16 protein-coding genes are annotated in these 13,640 nt (G+C 41.0%); 11 read left to right on the top strand and 5 right to left on the bottom strand.

The features are described 5' to 3' along the window. Positions 1-73: 73 nt before the first annotated feature. Positions 74-1,072 carry an AraC family transcriptional regulator gene (locus tag CWC02_RS09625; RefSeq protein ID WP_054553497.1) on the bottom strand — a complete coding sequence of 333 codons (999 nt, stop codon included), beginning with the start codon at positions 1,070-1,072 and terminating at the stop codon, positions 74-76. 1 nt (position 1,073) lies between these two features. Continuing rightward, complete coding sequence (locus CWC02_RS09620; protein WP_138617924.1) at positions 1,074-1,856, bottom strand: SDR family NAD(P)-dependent oxidoreductase; 783 nt, start codon at positions 1,854-1,856, stop codon at positions 1,074-1,076. A gap of 176 nt (positions 1,857-2,032) precedes the next feature. On the opposite strand from CWC02_RS09620, the gene CWC02_RS09615 reads away from it, so the two are divergent. The 8 genes from CWC02_RS09615 to CWC02_RS09580 all read left to right on the top strand — a co-directional run bounded on the left by CWC02_RS09615 (position 2,033) and on the right by CWC02_RS09580 (position 8,575). Beyond that, on the top strand, positions 2,033-2,797 hold the full coding sequence (locus CWC02_RS09615) for a metalloregulator ArsR/SmtB family transcription factor (RefSeq protein ID WP_138617921.1): 765 nt from the start codon (positions 2,033-2,035) through the stop codon (positions 2,795-2,797). A gap of 9 nt (positions 2,798-2,806) precedes the next feature. Beyond that, positions 2,807-3,829: an ACR3 family arsenite efflux transporter gene (gene arsB / locus CWC02_RS09610; RefSeq protein WP_054553500.1), complete on the top strand. Its 1,023-nt coding sequence runs from the start codon at positions 2,807-2,809 to the stop codon at positions 3,827-3,829. A 13-nt stretch (positions 3,830-3,842) separates the two neighbouring features. Continuing rightward, positions 3,843-4,343, top strand: a complete 501-nt coding sequence (locus tag CWC02_RS09605; protein WP_138617919.1) for a phosphatase domain-containing putative toxin — start codon at positions 3,843-3,845, stop codon at positions 4,341-4,343. Positions 4,344-4,345: 2 nt separating this feature from the next. Continuing rightward, a complete protein-coding gene (locus CWC02_RS09600; RefSeq protein ID WP_138617917.1) occupies positions 4,346-5,356 on the top strand; it encodes an ArsJ-associated glyceraldehyde-3-phosphate dehydrogenase in 1,011 nt (336 codons plus the stop codon). 5 nt (positions 5,357-5,361) lie between these two features. Beyond that, on the top strand, positions 5,362-6,570 hold the full coding sequence (gene arsJ / locus CWC02_RS09595) for an organoarsenical effux MFS transporter ArsJ (protein WP_138617914.1): 1,209 nt from the start codon (positions 5,362-5,364) through the stop codon (positions 6,568-6,570). 144 nt (positions 6,571-6,714) lie between these two features. Further along, complete coding sequence (locus tag CWC02_RS09590; RefSeq protein WP_138617912.1) at positions 6,715-7,896, top strand: MerR family transcriptional regulator; 1,182 nt, start codon at positions 6,715-6,717, stop codon at positions 7,894-7,896. Further along, positions 7,893-8,432 carry a GNAT family N-acetyltransferase gene (locus CWC02_RS09585; protein ID WP_138617910.1) on the top strand — a complete coding sequence of 180 codons (540 nt, stop codon included), beginning with the start codon at positions 7,893-7,895 and terminating at the stop codon, positions 8,430-8,432. Before CWC02_RS09590 ends, CWC02_RS09585 begins: the two co-directional genes overlap by 4 nt. A gap of 5 nt (positions 8,433-8,437) precedes the next feature. Then, positions 8,438-8,575: a hypothetical protein gene (locus CWC02_RS09580; RefSeq protein ID WP_206004046.1), complete on the top strand. Its 138-nt coding sequence runs from the start codon at positions 8,438-8,440 to the stop codon at positions 8,573-8,575. Positions 8,576-8,624: 49 nt separating this feature from the next. On the opposite strand, the gene CWC02_RS09575 is transcribed toward CWC02_RS09580, so the two are convergent. Both CWC02_RS09575 and CWC02_RS09570 read right to left on the bottom strand, forming a co-directional pair. Then, entirely contained in the window at positions 8,625-9,026 is a 402-nt protein-coding gene (locus CWC02_RS09575; protein WP_138617908.1) for a hypothetical protein, read from the bottom strand. Continuing rightward, the gene (locus tag CWC02_RS09570) at positions 9,001-9,885 is read right to left on the bottom strand and encodes an alpha/beta hydrolase family protein (RefSeq protein WP_054553507.1); all 885 of its coding nucleotides are present in this window, start codon (positions 9,883-9,885) and stop codon (positions 9,001-9,003) included. The genes CWC02_RS09575 and CWC02_RS09570 overlap by 26 nt, the downstream gene beginning before the upstream one ends. A 74-nt stretch (positions 9,886-9,959) precedes the next feature. Here CWC02_RS09570 and CWC02_RS09565 point away from each other — a divergent pair, with 74 nt between their 5' ends. Beyond that, positions 9,960-10,322, top strand: coding sequence for a MerR family transcriptional regulator (locus tag CWC02_RS09565; protein WP_054553508.1), 363 nt, complete (start codon positions 9,960-9,962; stop codon positions 10,320-10,322). A 127-nt stretch (positions 10,323-10,449) separates the two neighbouring features. Here the strand turns inward: CWC02_RS09565 and CWC02_RS09560 are convergent, their stop codons facing one another. After that, on the bottom strand, positions 10,450-11,349 hold the full coding sequence (locus CWC02_RS09560) for a LysR family transcriptional regulator (protein WP_138617906.1): 900 nt from the start codon (positions 11,347-11,349) through the stop codon (positions 10,450-10,452). Positions 11,350-11,450: 101 nt separating this feature from the next. Here CWC02_RS09560 and CWC02_RS09555 point away from each other — a divergent pair, with 101 nt between their 5' ends. Together CWC02_RS09555 and CWC02_RS09550 are read left to right on the top strand one after the other, a co-directional pair. Further along, positions 11,451-12,350 (top strand): EamA family transporter, encoded by a 900-nt coding sequence (locus CWC02_RS09555; protein ID WP_138617904.1) that lies wholly within the window; start codon positions 11,451-11,453, stop codon positions 12,348-12,350. A 63-nt stretch (positions 12,351-12,413) separates the two neighbouring features. Beyond that, entirely contained in the window at positions 12,414-13,388 is a 975-nt protein-coding gene (locus CWC02_RS09550) for a hypothetical protein (protein WP_138617902.1), read from the top strand. Positions 13,389-13,640: the final 252 nt, after the last annotated feature.

Raw genomic sequence — 13,640 nt, 5'->3', positions numbered from 1 at the left:
TTATGGTGTGTCCAGTAAGGCTGCTATTGTTAAGCAGCCTTTAGCTAGGCTTTTAGTTGGCTTAACAAAAAAACTAGTGTCTCACTTGTGTGCGCTTATGGGCGGGAGAAACGCCCGTCCAGCTACTGTAAGCGCGAACAAACGAATTTGTTTCGCTAAAACCGAGTAAAAAGGCGATTTCGATAATTGGTAACTCAGTTTGCATTAAGTAGTGCTGCGCAAGGTCTTCTCGTACTTGTTGTAAGACTTTTTGATAACTTTGCTTTTCAGCTGTTAGTTTTCGTTGTAGAGAGCGTTTGCTGAGTGCTAGCTCTGAGGCAACATGTTCAATGTTACTTTGCCCTTGAGGTAGGGATTTAAACAAAATACTTGATACCTTGTCAGTAAGGCTTTGTTCGCTGATAACATCTTGCAGCTTACGTTTTAAATCTCCCTCAAAGCACGACAACATTACTTGATTACTAGTTAAAAATGGCGCTTTTGCATCTTCTGCTAAAAATGTCACGCTAGGGGTATTCCCCACTCTCAGCGGGCAACCAAAGTAGGCTTCGTATTCCATGAGCTTTTCAGGTAGCTCTGGCACAATAACCGTAACAGGGTTAATTTGTTTTCGAGTAGCAAGGCGAGTGAGTTGTGTAAAAAATACCAGCTCTGCCAAGCTGTAGCACTTGGGCAGCGTATCAATAAAACCATAACAGCTTACTTGGGCTTTTGTATGAGTGTTGGTAATTTCAAGTGCTAGCTCCATAGGGCCAATTAGTGGTTTGTACTGTTGTAACCTCGCTAAAGCAGCATTTAAGTTTGGGCTACAAATCGCGGCAAAAATTGGTACGTCAAATGATTCTATTGTCATGACTTCGGCAAGTTTTAAGGGTAACTCAATGCCGTTTGCTGCTGTCTCTACACCCTGCCATAATTGGAAGTATTGAGCGGGCGTTAAGTATACTTTATCTTGAGAGAATAAACCTGAAGGCAACTGGGCATAAGCCAGTGCCTCTTCTAGGTTGATTTCTAAATCATTGAGTAATACTTGCCAGTTGGGAGGGATCAAAAACTTGCTGGCTCGTTTCATATTAGTTTCCGCTTTTTTCCATAAACTGACGAGAAATTTTTAACACAGTTTTGCGAGGCAATAAAGGGATCACCCAATTGAGCATAAATTTAAGCGGCGCTTCATTAAAAGCAATTAACTGACCTTTTTGCATTGCCTTGTAACCACACAGTGCCACAGAATGCGCTGATTTAGCATTCTTCCAAGCATCTACCCCTTGTAGATCACCTGCTTCAACAAAGCCTGTTGCTACTGTTCCTGGGCATAACGCGGTGACCGTAATGTTTTTATCTTTTACTTCTTCTGCAATTGCTTGACTGAATGAAGTCACAAACGCTTTCGTTGCATAATATACCGCTTGCAGTGGGCCGGGCATAAAGGAAGCTGTAGACGAAATATTTAAAATTTTGCCACGATTTCGCTCAACCATGCCTTGTAAGTAATAGTGGCTTAGGTTTGTTAATGTCACAATATTAAGTTGCATCATCGTTTGTTCTGCACTGAGATCACGCTCATGAAACTTGCCATGTCCGCCAATGCCGGCATTATTCACCAAAATATCTATGTGCAAACCAAGTGCCTCAGTACGTGTAAAAACATACTCAGCTGAATCTGACTTAGATAAATCGGCTGCAATAACTGTAACCTTTACGTTGTGTTTTGATTCAAGCTGTTGTTTAAGATCATTCAGTTTGTCTTCTGAACGAGCTACCAGCACTAAATTATCGCCATGCTGTGCGTGAATATGCGCAAGTTCTAAACCAATCCCGTTTGAGGCGCCAGTGATCAATGCTGTTGATGTCATATTTGTACTCCATTAATTTGAGCTGTTGTTTTGTTATATGCATGGTAGGCCATCTTTTGGTGTCACATGACATCAGATCGCGCCATCGTTATTGCAAAACGCGCCATTTATAAAATTCAGCTTGCAAATTCTATATAACAAAAATATTATATAACCAAATTGTTATGGAGTGAGTCGTGAAAGTTCTCTTTTTATGTACAGAAAATTCAGCCCGATCAATTATGGCTGAGGCGTTGCTTAAACATCATGGTAAAGGTGAGTTTGAGGTGTTTAGTGCGGGCACAGAACCTTATGCGGTAGACCCTCGCACGCTTGCTACGATTGAGCATTTTGGCCTAAAAACCGATGACTTACACTCAAAGCACTTAAATGATGTAACTAACCTGCATTTTGATTATGTAATTACATTGTGCGACAAGGCAGCAAAAGAATGTGCAAATCGTGTTGATGGCACACATTGTTTAGGCTGGGACTTTGTTGATCCTAAAACGCGTCCTGAACCTCACGCTTTTGAAAAAACGTTGCAAGAGCTCAATGAGCGAATCAAACAGTTTGTGCAATCCCATAACAAAGAAAAACCAGCATCGATTTCGCCAACCACATTTTATAAAGCGCTTGCAGATGATATTCGTTTAAAAAGCTTATTGCTTATCGCCGTTGAGCAAGAGGTTTGCGTATGCGAACTAATGACGGCACTTAACGAGCAGAGCCAACCAAAGGTTTCAAGGCATTTAGCGCAACTTAAAAAACAGGGCATTTTGTCGGATAGAAAACACCAGCAATGGGTGTTTTACTCTTTAAACCCGACTCTACCTATGTGGATGAAACAAACAATTACCTCGACCGTGGTAAACGAACCAAATTTCATAGAAAACGAGTTAGCAAGGCTAAATGCGATGGGCGATGATCGCCCAACCCGTGTTGCTCGTTGCTGCAATTAAGGACTAAAAATGGGTGTTTTTGAACGATATTTATCTGTGTGGGTTGCTGCTGCTATCGCCATCGGTGTGGCGCTTGGGGTGATGTTTCCGCCTTTATTTGAGCTAATAGCGAAAGCCGAAGTGGCGCATGTCAACATTGTTGTTGCACTGTTTATTTGGGTAATGATCTACCCGATGATGGTGCAAGTTGATTTTTCAACGATTAAAGAAGTCGGTAAGAATCCAAAAGGGCTGATGCTCACTTTAATCATTAACTGGCTTATCAAACCGTTTTCAATGGCCGCATTAGGTTGGTTATTTTTTGAAGGGTTATTTGCTGATTTTGTTAGCCCTGAAACGGCGCAAGAATATATTGCAGGCATGATTTTACTCGGTGTTGCACCTTGTACGGCAATGGTGTTTGTGTGGTCACAACTAACCAAAGGCGATGCAAATTATACCTTAGTGCAAGTATCTGTGAACGACATCATTATGATTTTTGCCTTTGCACCTATTGCGGGGTTGTTGCTGGGTGTGTCTGATATTCATGTACCTTGGCTTACACTGATGATTTCGGTTGTGTTGTATGTATTGCTACCACTCATTGCCGGGGTATTAACACGCAAAGCTCTTAATAATTCAGCGCAAAATGAAGCTGCTGTGCAGTCATTTTTAGAGAAAGTTAAACCTTACTCAGTTATTGGTTTACTGGCCACAGTGGTCTTGCTATTTGGGTTTCAGGCGAACACGATTTTAGCCCAACCGCTTAACATTGTACTGATTGCTATTCCGCTTGTTTTGCAAACCTACGGTATTTTTGTAATCACCTATTTCATTGCGTTAAAGCTTAGGCTTAAGCACAACATTGCAGGACCAGCATGTTTAATTGGTACTTCTAACTTTTTTGAGTTAGCGGTCGCAGTGGCTATTTCATTATTTGGTTTGCACTCTGGGGCAGCATTAGCAACCGTTGTTGGGGTGTTGGTCGAAGTACCTGTAATGCTGTCGTTGGTTGCAATCGTTAATAAAACAACACATTGGTTTAAAGAGTAATTGGGGAATCATAATGCAATCACATCCATTTGATATTTTACAGCTAGAAACTGGGGCATTTATTTTTACCCCTTGCCCTGGCACAAAAGGCGTTGGCTTATCACAGTCTGTTGCTGAGTTAAAAGCGGCAGGTGCAAAAGCCATTATTACGCTAATGTACGATGAAGAGCTTGTTAAAAATGGGGCGCAGCAGCTTGTAATCGAATGTGAGCAAGCTGGCCTTAGCTGGTTTCAGTTACCTATTTTGGATGATGACGCGCCAAACGAAGCGTTTAGTCTCGCTTTCAACAAACACCTTAAAGACATTCTTGCCATCATAAAAAGTGGTGGTAGCGTGGCTGTACATTGTAAAGGCGGCTCAGGCCGTACAGGCTTAGTTATTGGTTTATTAATGCATGAGCTTGGCTATGCTAAAAACGACATAGTTACTCAAGTGCAGGCTATTCGCCCTAAATCGTTGCATAACCCAGTACAACGTTCATTTTTCGACAATTTTCAAAAAGTAGGAGCTTAACAATGGCAATTAAAGTAGGCATTAATGGTTTTGGCCGTATGGGTCGTTTATCGCTAAGAGCAGCGTTTGCATGGGATGACGTTGAGTTTGTGCAAATTAATGACCCAGCGGGTGATGCAGCTACACTGGCTCACTTACTAAAATATGATTCGGTACACGGTATTTGGCCTCATGAGGTTGAAAGTAACGACAATGCTGTGATTATCGATGGCCACGAAATAAACGTTACGCAAAATAAAGCGATTGCAGACACTGATTGGTCTGGTTGCGATATCGTTATTGAAGCCTCAGGTAAAATGAAAAAAACCGAATTACTGCAAGCCTATCTTGATCAAGGTGTGAAAAAAGTTGTTGTCACTGCGCCTGTAAAAGAAGACGGCGTGTTGAACGTTGTAATGGGTGTAAACGATGATTTATATGATGTACAGCAGCACGATATTGTGACTGCGGCATCATGCACTACCAACTGTTTAGCGCCTGTGGTTAAAGTATTGCAAGAAAAAATTGGTATCAAACATGGTTCAATGACGACCATTCACGATATCACTAACACGCAAACTATCTTAGATGCGCCGCATAAAGATTTACGCCGTGCTCGCGCATGTGGCATGAGCTTAATTCCAACTACAACCGGCTCTGCAACAGCGATTACACATATTTTCCCTGAACTTAAAGGCAAATTAAACGGCCACGCAGTTCGTGTGCCATTAGCAAATGCATCAATCACAGACTGTGTGTTTGAAGTTGAAAAGCCGACCACCGCTGAGCAAATTAACAAATGGATGCAAGAAGCCGCAGAGGGCGAGCTAAAAGGTATTTTAGGCTATGAAGAAAAGCCACTTGTTTCTATTGACTACAAAACCGACCCACGCTCAAGCATTGTTGATGCGTTATCAACCATGGTTGTCAACGAGACACAAGTTAAGCTGTATGTTTGGTACGATAACGAATGGGGTTATGCAAACCGCACCGCCGAACTTGCCCGTAAAGTTGCGCGATCACTACAAGGTTAAAAGCAATGACGCGTTTGGCTAATCTTCCCGCTGATATAAAGCAGTACTTAATTGTCACCGGGAATTACTGGGCATTTACGCTTACAGATGGCGCATTGAGAATGTTGGTGGTACTGCATTTTCATGCGCTTGGCTACTCGCCTTTGAGTATTGCCATGCTGTTTTTGTTTTATGAGATTTTTGGTGTTGTCACTAACTTAGTGGGCGGCTATTTAGGCGCAAGGCTTGGTTTAAACAAGACCATGAACATTGGCCTTGCCATACAGGTTGCAGCCTTGTTCATGTTGGCAGTCCCTCCTGAATGGCTGAGTGTTGCCTATGTGATGATGGCGCAGGCGCTGTCGGGCATTGCCAAAGATCTCAATAAAATGAGCGCTAAAAGCTCAATTAAAATGCTGGTTGCCAGTGGCCAAGAAGGCACCTTGTTTAAATGGGTAGCGATACTAACAGGCTCTAAAAACGCCTTAAAAGGTGTGGGCTTCTTTTTAGGTGGCTTACTACTGACATTAATGTCGTTTAAAGGCGCAATGCTAACCATGGCTGCCACCTTGCTGGTGGTGTGGTGTTTTAGTATTTATGCACTTAAAAATGATTTAGGCAAAGCTAAAAACAAACCTAAGTTTAACGAGATATTTTCAAAGAGTAGTTCAATCAATATCTTGTCGGCCGCGAGATTGTTTTTGTTTGGTGCGCGTGATGTTTGGTTTGTAGTTGCACTTCCGGTGTTTTTATCACAAGCCTTTGATTGGGACCACTGGACCGTGGGTGCCTTCTTAGCGAGTTGGGTCATTGGCTATGGAGCTGTGCAATCTTTTGCTCCCAAAATCATTAAGCTTAATAAGCAAACATCACCAAGTGCAGAAACAGTTAAGTGGGCATCACTGCTTGCTTTAGTCACTTTAGCCATTACCCTTGCTATTGGTTTTGAGTGGGCTGTAAAACCAATGCTGATAGGCGGGTTAATGTTATTTGGTGTGTTATTCGCGATTAATTCATCGTTGCACAGCTACTTAATTGTGAGCATGGCTGACGCCGATGGCGTGTCACTCGATGTCGGGTTTTACTATATGGCTAATGCCATGGGTCGCTTAATTGGTACTGTGTTGTCGGGCTTAGTTTTTCAGCTTTATGGCTTAGCAGCCTGTTTGGCTATATCACTGTTATTTATTATTATAACTGCTTTTATTTCGACTAAATTACCAAAACAAATTTAGTTAAATCTAAACACGCCCTATGAAGGTAAGCAAGCTTTCTTGCTTACCTTATTTTCTTAAATTATTTTGCAAAAATATTTGACCTGTCTACAGCTTTACACTTCATACTTATTGTATTCAAAAGCCTTATAGGCCTATTTCATCATGTATTTAATTTCAGAGTTAGCAGCAAAACTTGGTTTGTCGCGCACGGCTGTGTTGTATTACGAGAAGCTTAAAATCATTCAAGGGCGCAGGCTTGCAAATGGTTATCGCTATTATAGCGAGGCTGATTTACAACGCTTGGTTTTGATCCAGCAGTTACAAAGCGCGGGGTTAACCTTAAAAGAATGTCAAAGCTGTTTAGATGTAGAGCTAGATAAAGCTATTTTGCAACAGCGCTTAGCACAACTTGAAGATGAAATTACCGCTAAGTTACAAGCCAAAGATTTGTTACTGAGTTTGCTTGGCGAACGCTCTCAAAAACACTTACATGATGAGCTAAATAAGCGTGCGCCAAGTGCGCATTTAAATTGGTTGTTAAAGCAAGGATACACAGAAAAAGAGGCATTGCGGCTTCGTTGGTTATCAAAAGATATGAGTGACCATGAAAGCTACATGCACGATTTTATGACTGTGTTTGAGCCATTAGAGCGATGGGGGCCTGGTAGCGAAGAAGCCACATTAAAAGCCATTGCTGCTGTTCCTAACAATGCCAAACAAATTTTAGAAATTGGCTGCGGTAAAGGCTCATCAACATTACTAATCGCCAAGCAAACTGATGCCAAGATCACAGCTTTAGATAATGAGTCATCGGCACTTGCTTATTTACAGGAGCGATTGCTCGAAGAGCAATTGGCTGAGCATGTGTCTTTGACGTGCGCATCGATGACTGCGCTGCCTTTTAAAGCAAGTTCATTCGATGTTATTTGGGCTGAAGGGTGTGTATATGTCATGGGTATGCAAAGCGCACTGTCAAGCTGGAAACCGTTTCTTCGCCGTGATGGGGTGATTGTGGTCAGTGATTTAGTTTGGCTTAACAGCCAGCCTGAAATGGCGGTTAAAGAGTACTGGCAAGCGAATTACCCAGATATGCAATCAATCGAAAGCCGCGTTGCTTTATTTGATGAGCTTGGATATGAGCTTATAGAGCAGTTTTCGCTGGATCAGCAAGCTTGGCAAAACTATTGGCAACCACTTAAGGCGCGCCTTGCTGAGTTAGCGCCATCGATAAGTGAGTCTCAAGCTGTAAAAGACATACAAACAGAAATTGCCCTTTACGAAAATGAGACTGGGCAAAATTTTACTTATCACTATTTTATTTTAAAACTTAAGGAGTCTAAGTGAATTTTTCAATTTACGAACAGAGCCAAAAAAACGAGATTATTGCGCTTTATTTGGCAACATTTAGTGCATCAGAGTCAAAACAAGAAGGCGAGCAAGTTGCCCGTTTAGTCACTGACTTTTTAGCTGAGCCATTTCCATCAACTGATTTATATGTGTTTGTAGCGAAAGATGAGCAACGGATCGTCGGCGCTATTGTGCTGTCGCGTTTACAGTTTACGCACGCTAAAGAGGTGTTTTTGCTCTCACCTGTTGCAGTGGCAACGGATTGTCAAGGACAAGGCATCGGACAAAAGCTGATCCAATTCGGCTGTGATAAGTTAGCTGAACATAATGTTAGCCTAGTGATGACCTATGGTGATATCAACTTTTATGGAAAAGTCGGGTTTTCCGTTGTGAGTGAAGAAATTATTCAAGCACCTCATAACTTATCTTACCCAAAAGGCTGGCTAGCTAAACCGGTTTTAGATGACGAAATTTTGCCAATTACTGGTAAGCCAAGTTGCCTAAAACCACTCGATAACCCTGCGCTTTGGTAAACATTATGCAAACACCTTCACTGATAGAATTAGGCATGCGACCTTTCTTTCAACAACAGCTGAATTTAGATGAGCTAGAAAACAGCCATTTAGGGCGTGTTGTTGAGCATCACAAAACAGAGGTCGTTTTCAAAAATGGTTAATACTGTTCAAAAGCAAAATAGGTCAATTAAAAAGACTCAAGAGTGACCGCTAGTTGGTTGTTGCTAAACGGTTTTTTGCAACGAAAACAATGAGCCAAATAGCAACAACGGTTTCTAGCCAAATTAATACATGCATTGCGGTTGTCATAACGTTATCGCTATCAACCGCATAATGCAGTACCGATAACATGTTCATCGCAGCATAAAGATAGAGCAGCCACATGGCGTGTTTAATGCGTTGCTTAGCTAAACAGAGCAGCGCATATAAGCCAACAAAAGTCATGAGAAACCAAAAGTAGTCGACCGCGTTTGCTGCAAGCCAATCAGGTTCAGGATAGTGCTCAAAATACATAATATTGTGCACATAATGCAAAATACTGGCGAGAAAGTTCGCGAGTACAATAAAGAGTAAACGAGCGTGTTGTTTAAATAGCACTGCTTTGTTTTGCATTATGAGTCTCATTTAACGCGGTTAATATGTCATGCCAAATTGCTTGATTATGTTTTCTGAAATAGCCAAAGTGGCCTACTTTTTTAGCGGGTAATTGTGCAGATTGATAACGCTTAAAAGCAATTGGGTGTTTGCTGGTTACATTGCGCCAAAAGTTATGCACGTTTTGCTCGGTACAGATTTCATCATCGTCAGCGGTAAAGACATAGGTAGGAATATCAAAGTTTTTATAGGTACCTTCGGCAATCGATTTACCGTAAAATTTATTCGAGAAAAACAACTGCTTTTCTCTACACCACGCTGACCATTCACGCGTAAAGCCAACGGGTAAGTCTTCCATAAAATTCATTTTTTTAGCAGGCACGTATTTAAATAATGCCCCCGTAATCGGCGAAAATAAACGAAAGAAGAAGTTAGCTTTAATACGGTAACCGGTTGGCATATAACCAAAGTATCCGGCAGAAACTGCAACCGCGACAAGGGCATCAAGCTTTTGGTAATTGGCAGCTAAACCTATTTGCTGACCGCCAGCACTATGACCAACGCAATAAAGTGGCAGAGAAGGATTGATGCTTTTAGCTTTATCAATCATGGCAGGCATATCAAAGCGGCCAATGTCTGAATATTGATAAATACAGCCTTTTAACTGGCTTGTTTTCGATTCGCAAAAGCCACGGTAATTCCAAACAACCACATCGAAACCTTGGCTGACTAAGAACTCCGCAAACGGTAAATAGTAGGTGGTTTTTGTTGCTGTACCTGGGTTTAATAGCACCGTTGCTTTAGGGTTGTTGGCCGCAAAATGAGTGCCATTTAAAGTGACGTTATCGGCTGTTTTAACACTAATCGATGTATTCATTTTTTTATTAGTATTGATAGAAGAATGCGTTGAGCATAAACTGTGGAGCTTACTCTACAGTCAAGCGTATTTTTATGAAAACCAAGCAAGTCACGCAATTAACCGGCCTCACAAAAGACACCATTCGTTTTTATGAAAAAGAGCAGTTGATCCCGCCACCTTCAAGAGATGTGAATGGCTATCGTATTTATAGTGAAAAAACAGTTGAGCAGCTCAACATGATCACAATGGCTAAAAACCTAGGCTTCACTTTAAAAGAGATTAAAGATCTCACACAGCTACTTGGCAAAAACAACTTAACTCAGCAAGCTATGGCCGCCAAATTGATTGAAAAAAGTAAAGAAATAGACGCCAAGATCACTGAGCTGACGAACATAAAAACCTTAATCGACCATGCGTTAAAAGGCATGTGTGAGTATAAAGATAAGTTAAGCTAATCACGTTTGGCATATAACTAGCTCTAAATAAAATAGTTTTGAATTGGTCTTTATTGCTGGTGCTATATAAATGATTCAATGTAAAGCAATCAATTCTACGCGATATAAAATCGTCGCTACAATTTTGCTAACTTGCTAAAAATTCATTTTTTAGCCATGCAATCAATTGTTGAATGCTGGTATGTTTTAACTTGTCAGCTTTGCAGGCATAGAAAAATGACTGCTGCGGATGTATTACTGCATTGCCTAGCTGCACTAATTCGCCATATTCGAGCTTTTCTAGAACAAATTGCTTATGGGTAACCAGTAGGCCAAGTTCTCTCGTTACAGCTTGCAATGCTTGAGCTGTGGTTTCAAAAGAGCGGTTTTTTTGTGTTTTAGGGCAGGCAATGTGGTTATGCTCTGCCCAAATCTGCCAGTTATTGTTTCTGCGTGCATTAAGCACTTGAATGGCGGGAAAGCGGTTTAATAGTTCATTGATGTTGTTTGTAGTTTCTGACTTTAATAATGACGGGCTGCAAACTAAAACAAGTTCATCATCTGCTAATTTCTCACAGTGGTACTTTTGCCAATTTTGCGGATCGCCTTGAAAAATAGCCATATCGATATTGCGTCTTTCGAGATCAACATCACCTACAAAGTTTGATAAGCGAATATCTAACTCAGCATAACAATTTTGTAGCTTATCAACTCGTGGTATCCACCAATGTAATGCCAAAGAATTCACCATGTTGAGTGAAATTGAATGATGATCTTTGTCTTTATTTTTAACCTCTTCGCTTGCTGAAATGATGGCCTGAACGGCGGGCGAAACGCGCTGATAATAAAGTTTCCCAGCATCATTTAAATACACTTGTCTGCCAACCCTATCGAAAAGTTTTACCTCAAGCTGTTGCTCAAGAGACTTGATAGCTTGGCTGATAGCCGAGTGACTAACGTGAATTGAATCTGCGGCTTTAACCATGCTGCCAGTCTCTGCAACAGCAATGAAACTGTATAAGGATTTGAGCGGGATATTGTGTTTCATATGTTAGTTTTTCTTACATATTAATGCGGTTTTATTCGCTTTTTTATAATTTCAGCAGAGCGTATCGTGAGTGTCATCTACTCGCTTTATAAACAATGTAAATGAATATTAGTCACCGCTCTAGTGCGTTAATGCTGCTATCTACCCTCACTCTAGCACTGAATGGACTGGTTACCCAGCTGTTAACCCCCATGCTGCCAATTATTTTACTGTTATTCTTAAGGTTGCTCTTACCTGGTTGTTTAATGTTAGCAACAGCGCGAGCACGGTTTTGGCATTATGTTAGTTTTTCTGCATTAAAAAATGTGATGCTACGCGCTGTTTTTATCACCTTGTGCCAAGGGTTTTTTATTTTAGCGCTTTACAAACTTACGTTAATTGAGGCGGTTGTGTTATTTAGCACCGGGCCTTTGTTTATCCCACTGCTTGAAAGTGTCGTGTATAAGCGAGAAATCGACTTGTTTGTCGTGCCGACTTTGTTGTTAATGATGATAGGGCTGATCATTCAAAGTATGACCGACCAAGGGATTACGTTACGTTGGGAGCTATTAATTGGTCTGGCGGCTGGCTTTTTTAATGCTTGCTCGCAATTGTGTTTATTTCAAATTAGTAAAGAGAAAACCCCGGTTCTGGTTGCCAATGGTTTTTGCTTTTTAATTGCAGCACTATTCAGTACGCTATTTTTCATTCTGCCGCTGTTTGTTGGATGGCTAAATGCTGAACTCGCAGCAGGCAGCTTGGTGTTTGAGAGTGCTTGGTTATTATTAGGCTTATTAGTGTTATTAGCGGTATTTAGTAGTGCTACGCAATACTTTAGAAGCTCTGCATATAAACTAGTTACTACCGGCTCTGAACTAGCGCCGCTGATTTATACGTCAGTGGTGTTTTCATACCTTCTTCAGTTAACCATTCTAGATTGCCCGGTAAATGTGCAGCAATTAGTTGGGATTAGTTTTATTGTTATTGCTTGTTTAATGCAAACAAAGCGAAACCGCAGTTAAGTTTCGCTTTCACCACTGTTTTCTTGTAACTTACTGAGCAACAAAAATAATAAGTAGGTTGTTATGTCTGGGTATGCTTTTGTTAGGCAAGGAGTAAAGCCATTTTTAATTGTGGTTTTGGTATTGTTGTTCGTTATTTATATATATTCTTCACGAGAAGCTGCAATCTTTGCAACCAATTCAGAGTCATCAAATGATACAACAGCTTCGCAGCACGTTGAGGCACAAGCAAACATATCAGCCACAAAGCCTGATACGAGTTTGTTAGCTGATGAATCTGCTGAGCAAGGGAGTGAAGCCAATGATAGCCGTGAATTTATTATCAAAAATGCACCGAAATGGCGTTTTGATGGTGTGTTTATTGACCATTTTACTGAGCTAAAGCAACGCGCTAAGCAAGGTGATGCTGAGGCTAACTATCTCATCGCACAAAATCTTAAGTATTGTTTTAATGCTCCTTTAGATGCTGAGGCGCTTGAGGCAACATTAGCCGAAAGCTATGAGTTTAGCGATGCTGGTGATACGCAAAACCGTGTTTTAGAAAAATATGAGTATTGCCAAGGGTTAGATTTAGCAACGCGGCGGTCTTTTTACCGTAATTTGGCAATGGCAGCAGAACAGGGCTCTGCCTTTGCCCAGCAAACGTTTGCTGGGCTAACTCCCGAATTTTACATGAAGTCGCAATTTCCTGAGAAGTTGTCACGTGCCGAGTTCATCAAAAATCGTGATGGTTTTAAAGAGCGTAAAACCGTATTTTTAGAGCAAGCAGCGAAGCAGGGCAGTGAACAAGCGCTGATGAGTTTAGCGAGCATGTATTACAGCGAACAAGTTGGTGAGCATAGTGCAGCAAAAGCCTACGCTATAAATCGACTCATTATGGAAATCACGCAAAATAACGATGTGTATAATCGTTATGCGTGGTTTGAGCAAAGACAATACCCGACACTTTCAGATGAAGAGCTGAGTATCGCGAACAATTTGTTTGATCAATGGCTTTTGCAAATAAAGCAAAATGGTACATTATATCTAAAGCACTGAGTACCCAAAGAATTAATAACCCAAAGCAAGGATAGCAATGATGTTTGAACCAAACTATACAAGTTACACTCTTGAAGAGCTGTGAAGATTGTCAAGTTACAAGGATTGTTGTAGAACATTTGAGCTTCTAAATAACAAGTAAAAAAGGAACAAATAGAGCTTTAATTGTATGACTTTTAGTTATATAGTCTTTACCTAACCTTAGGGGAGTAGTCTCTTAGATTAAGATGAACGTCAACAGTCTCCGAACCA

Source organism: Pseudoalteromonas sp. S2721 (assembly GCF_005887425.1).
Taxonomy (GTDB): Bacteria; Pseudomonadota; Gammaproteobacteria; order Enterobacterales; family Alteromonadaceae; genus Pseudoalteromonas; species Pseudoalteromonas simplex.
This window is presented reverse-complemented; position numbering and strand designations above follow the sequence as displayed.

Bases quoted from the DNA above. Each gene is read 5' to 3' on its own strand.
- CWC02_RS09620 (WP_138617924.1), bottom strand. From the start codon at position 1,856: ATGACATCAACAGCATTGATCACTGGCGCCTCAAACGGGATTGGTTTA.
- CWC02_RS09565 (WP_054553508.1), top strand. From the start codon at position 9,960: ATGAAAACCAAGCAAGTCACGCAATTAACCGGCCTCACAAAAGACACC.
- CWC02_RS09625 (WP_054553497.1), bottom strand. From the start codon at position 1,072: ATGAAACGAGCCAGCAAGTTTTTGATCCCTCCCAACTGGCAAGTATTA.
- CWC02_RS09580 (WP_206004046.1), top strand. From the start codon at position 8,438: ATGCAAACACCTTCACTGATAGAATTAGGCATGCGACCTTTCTTTCAA.
- CWC02_RS09550 (WP_138617902.1), top strand. From the start codon at position 12,414: ATGTCTGGGTATGCTTTTGTTAGGCAAGGAGTAAAGCCATTTTTAATT.
- CWC02_RS09570 (WP_054553507.1), bottom strand. From the start codon at position 9,885: ATGAATACATCGATTAGTGTTAAAACAGCCGATAACGTCACTTTAAAT.
- CWC02_RS09560 (WP_138617906.1), bottom strand. From the start codon at position 11,349: ATGAAACACAATATCCCGCTCAAATCCTTATACAGTTTCATTGCTGTT.
- CWC02_RS09600 (WP_138617917.1), top strand. From the start codon at position 4,346: ATGGCAATTAAAGTAGGCATTAATGGTTTTGGCCGTATGGGTCGTTTA.
- CWC02_RS09590 (WP_138617912.1), top strand. From the start codon at position 6,715: ATGTATTTAATTTCAGAGTTAGCAGCAAAACTTGGTTTGTCGCGCACG.
- arsJ (WP_138617914.1), top strand. From the start codon at position 5,362: ATGACGCGTTTGGCTAATCTTCCCGCTGATATAAAGCAGTACTTAATT.
- CWC02_RS09575 (WP_138617908.1), bottom strand. From the start codon at position 9,026: ATGCAAAACAAAGCAGTGCTATTTAAACAACACGCTCGTTTACTCTTT.
- arsB (WP_054553500.1), top strand. From the start codon at position 2,807: ATGGGTGTTTTTGAACGATATTTATCTGTGTGGGTTGCTGCTGCTATC.
- CWC02_RS09555 (WP_138617904.1), top strand. From the start codon at position 11,451: ATGAATATTAGTCACCGCTCTAGTGCGTTAATGCTGCTATCTACCCTC.
- CWC02_RS09605 (WP_138617919.1), top strand. From the start codon at position 3,843: ATGCAATCACATCCATTTGATATTTTACAGCTAGAAACTGGGGCATTT.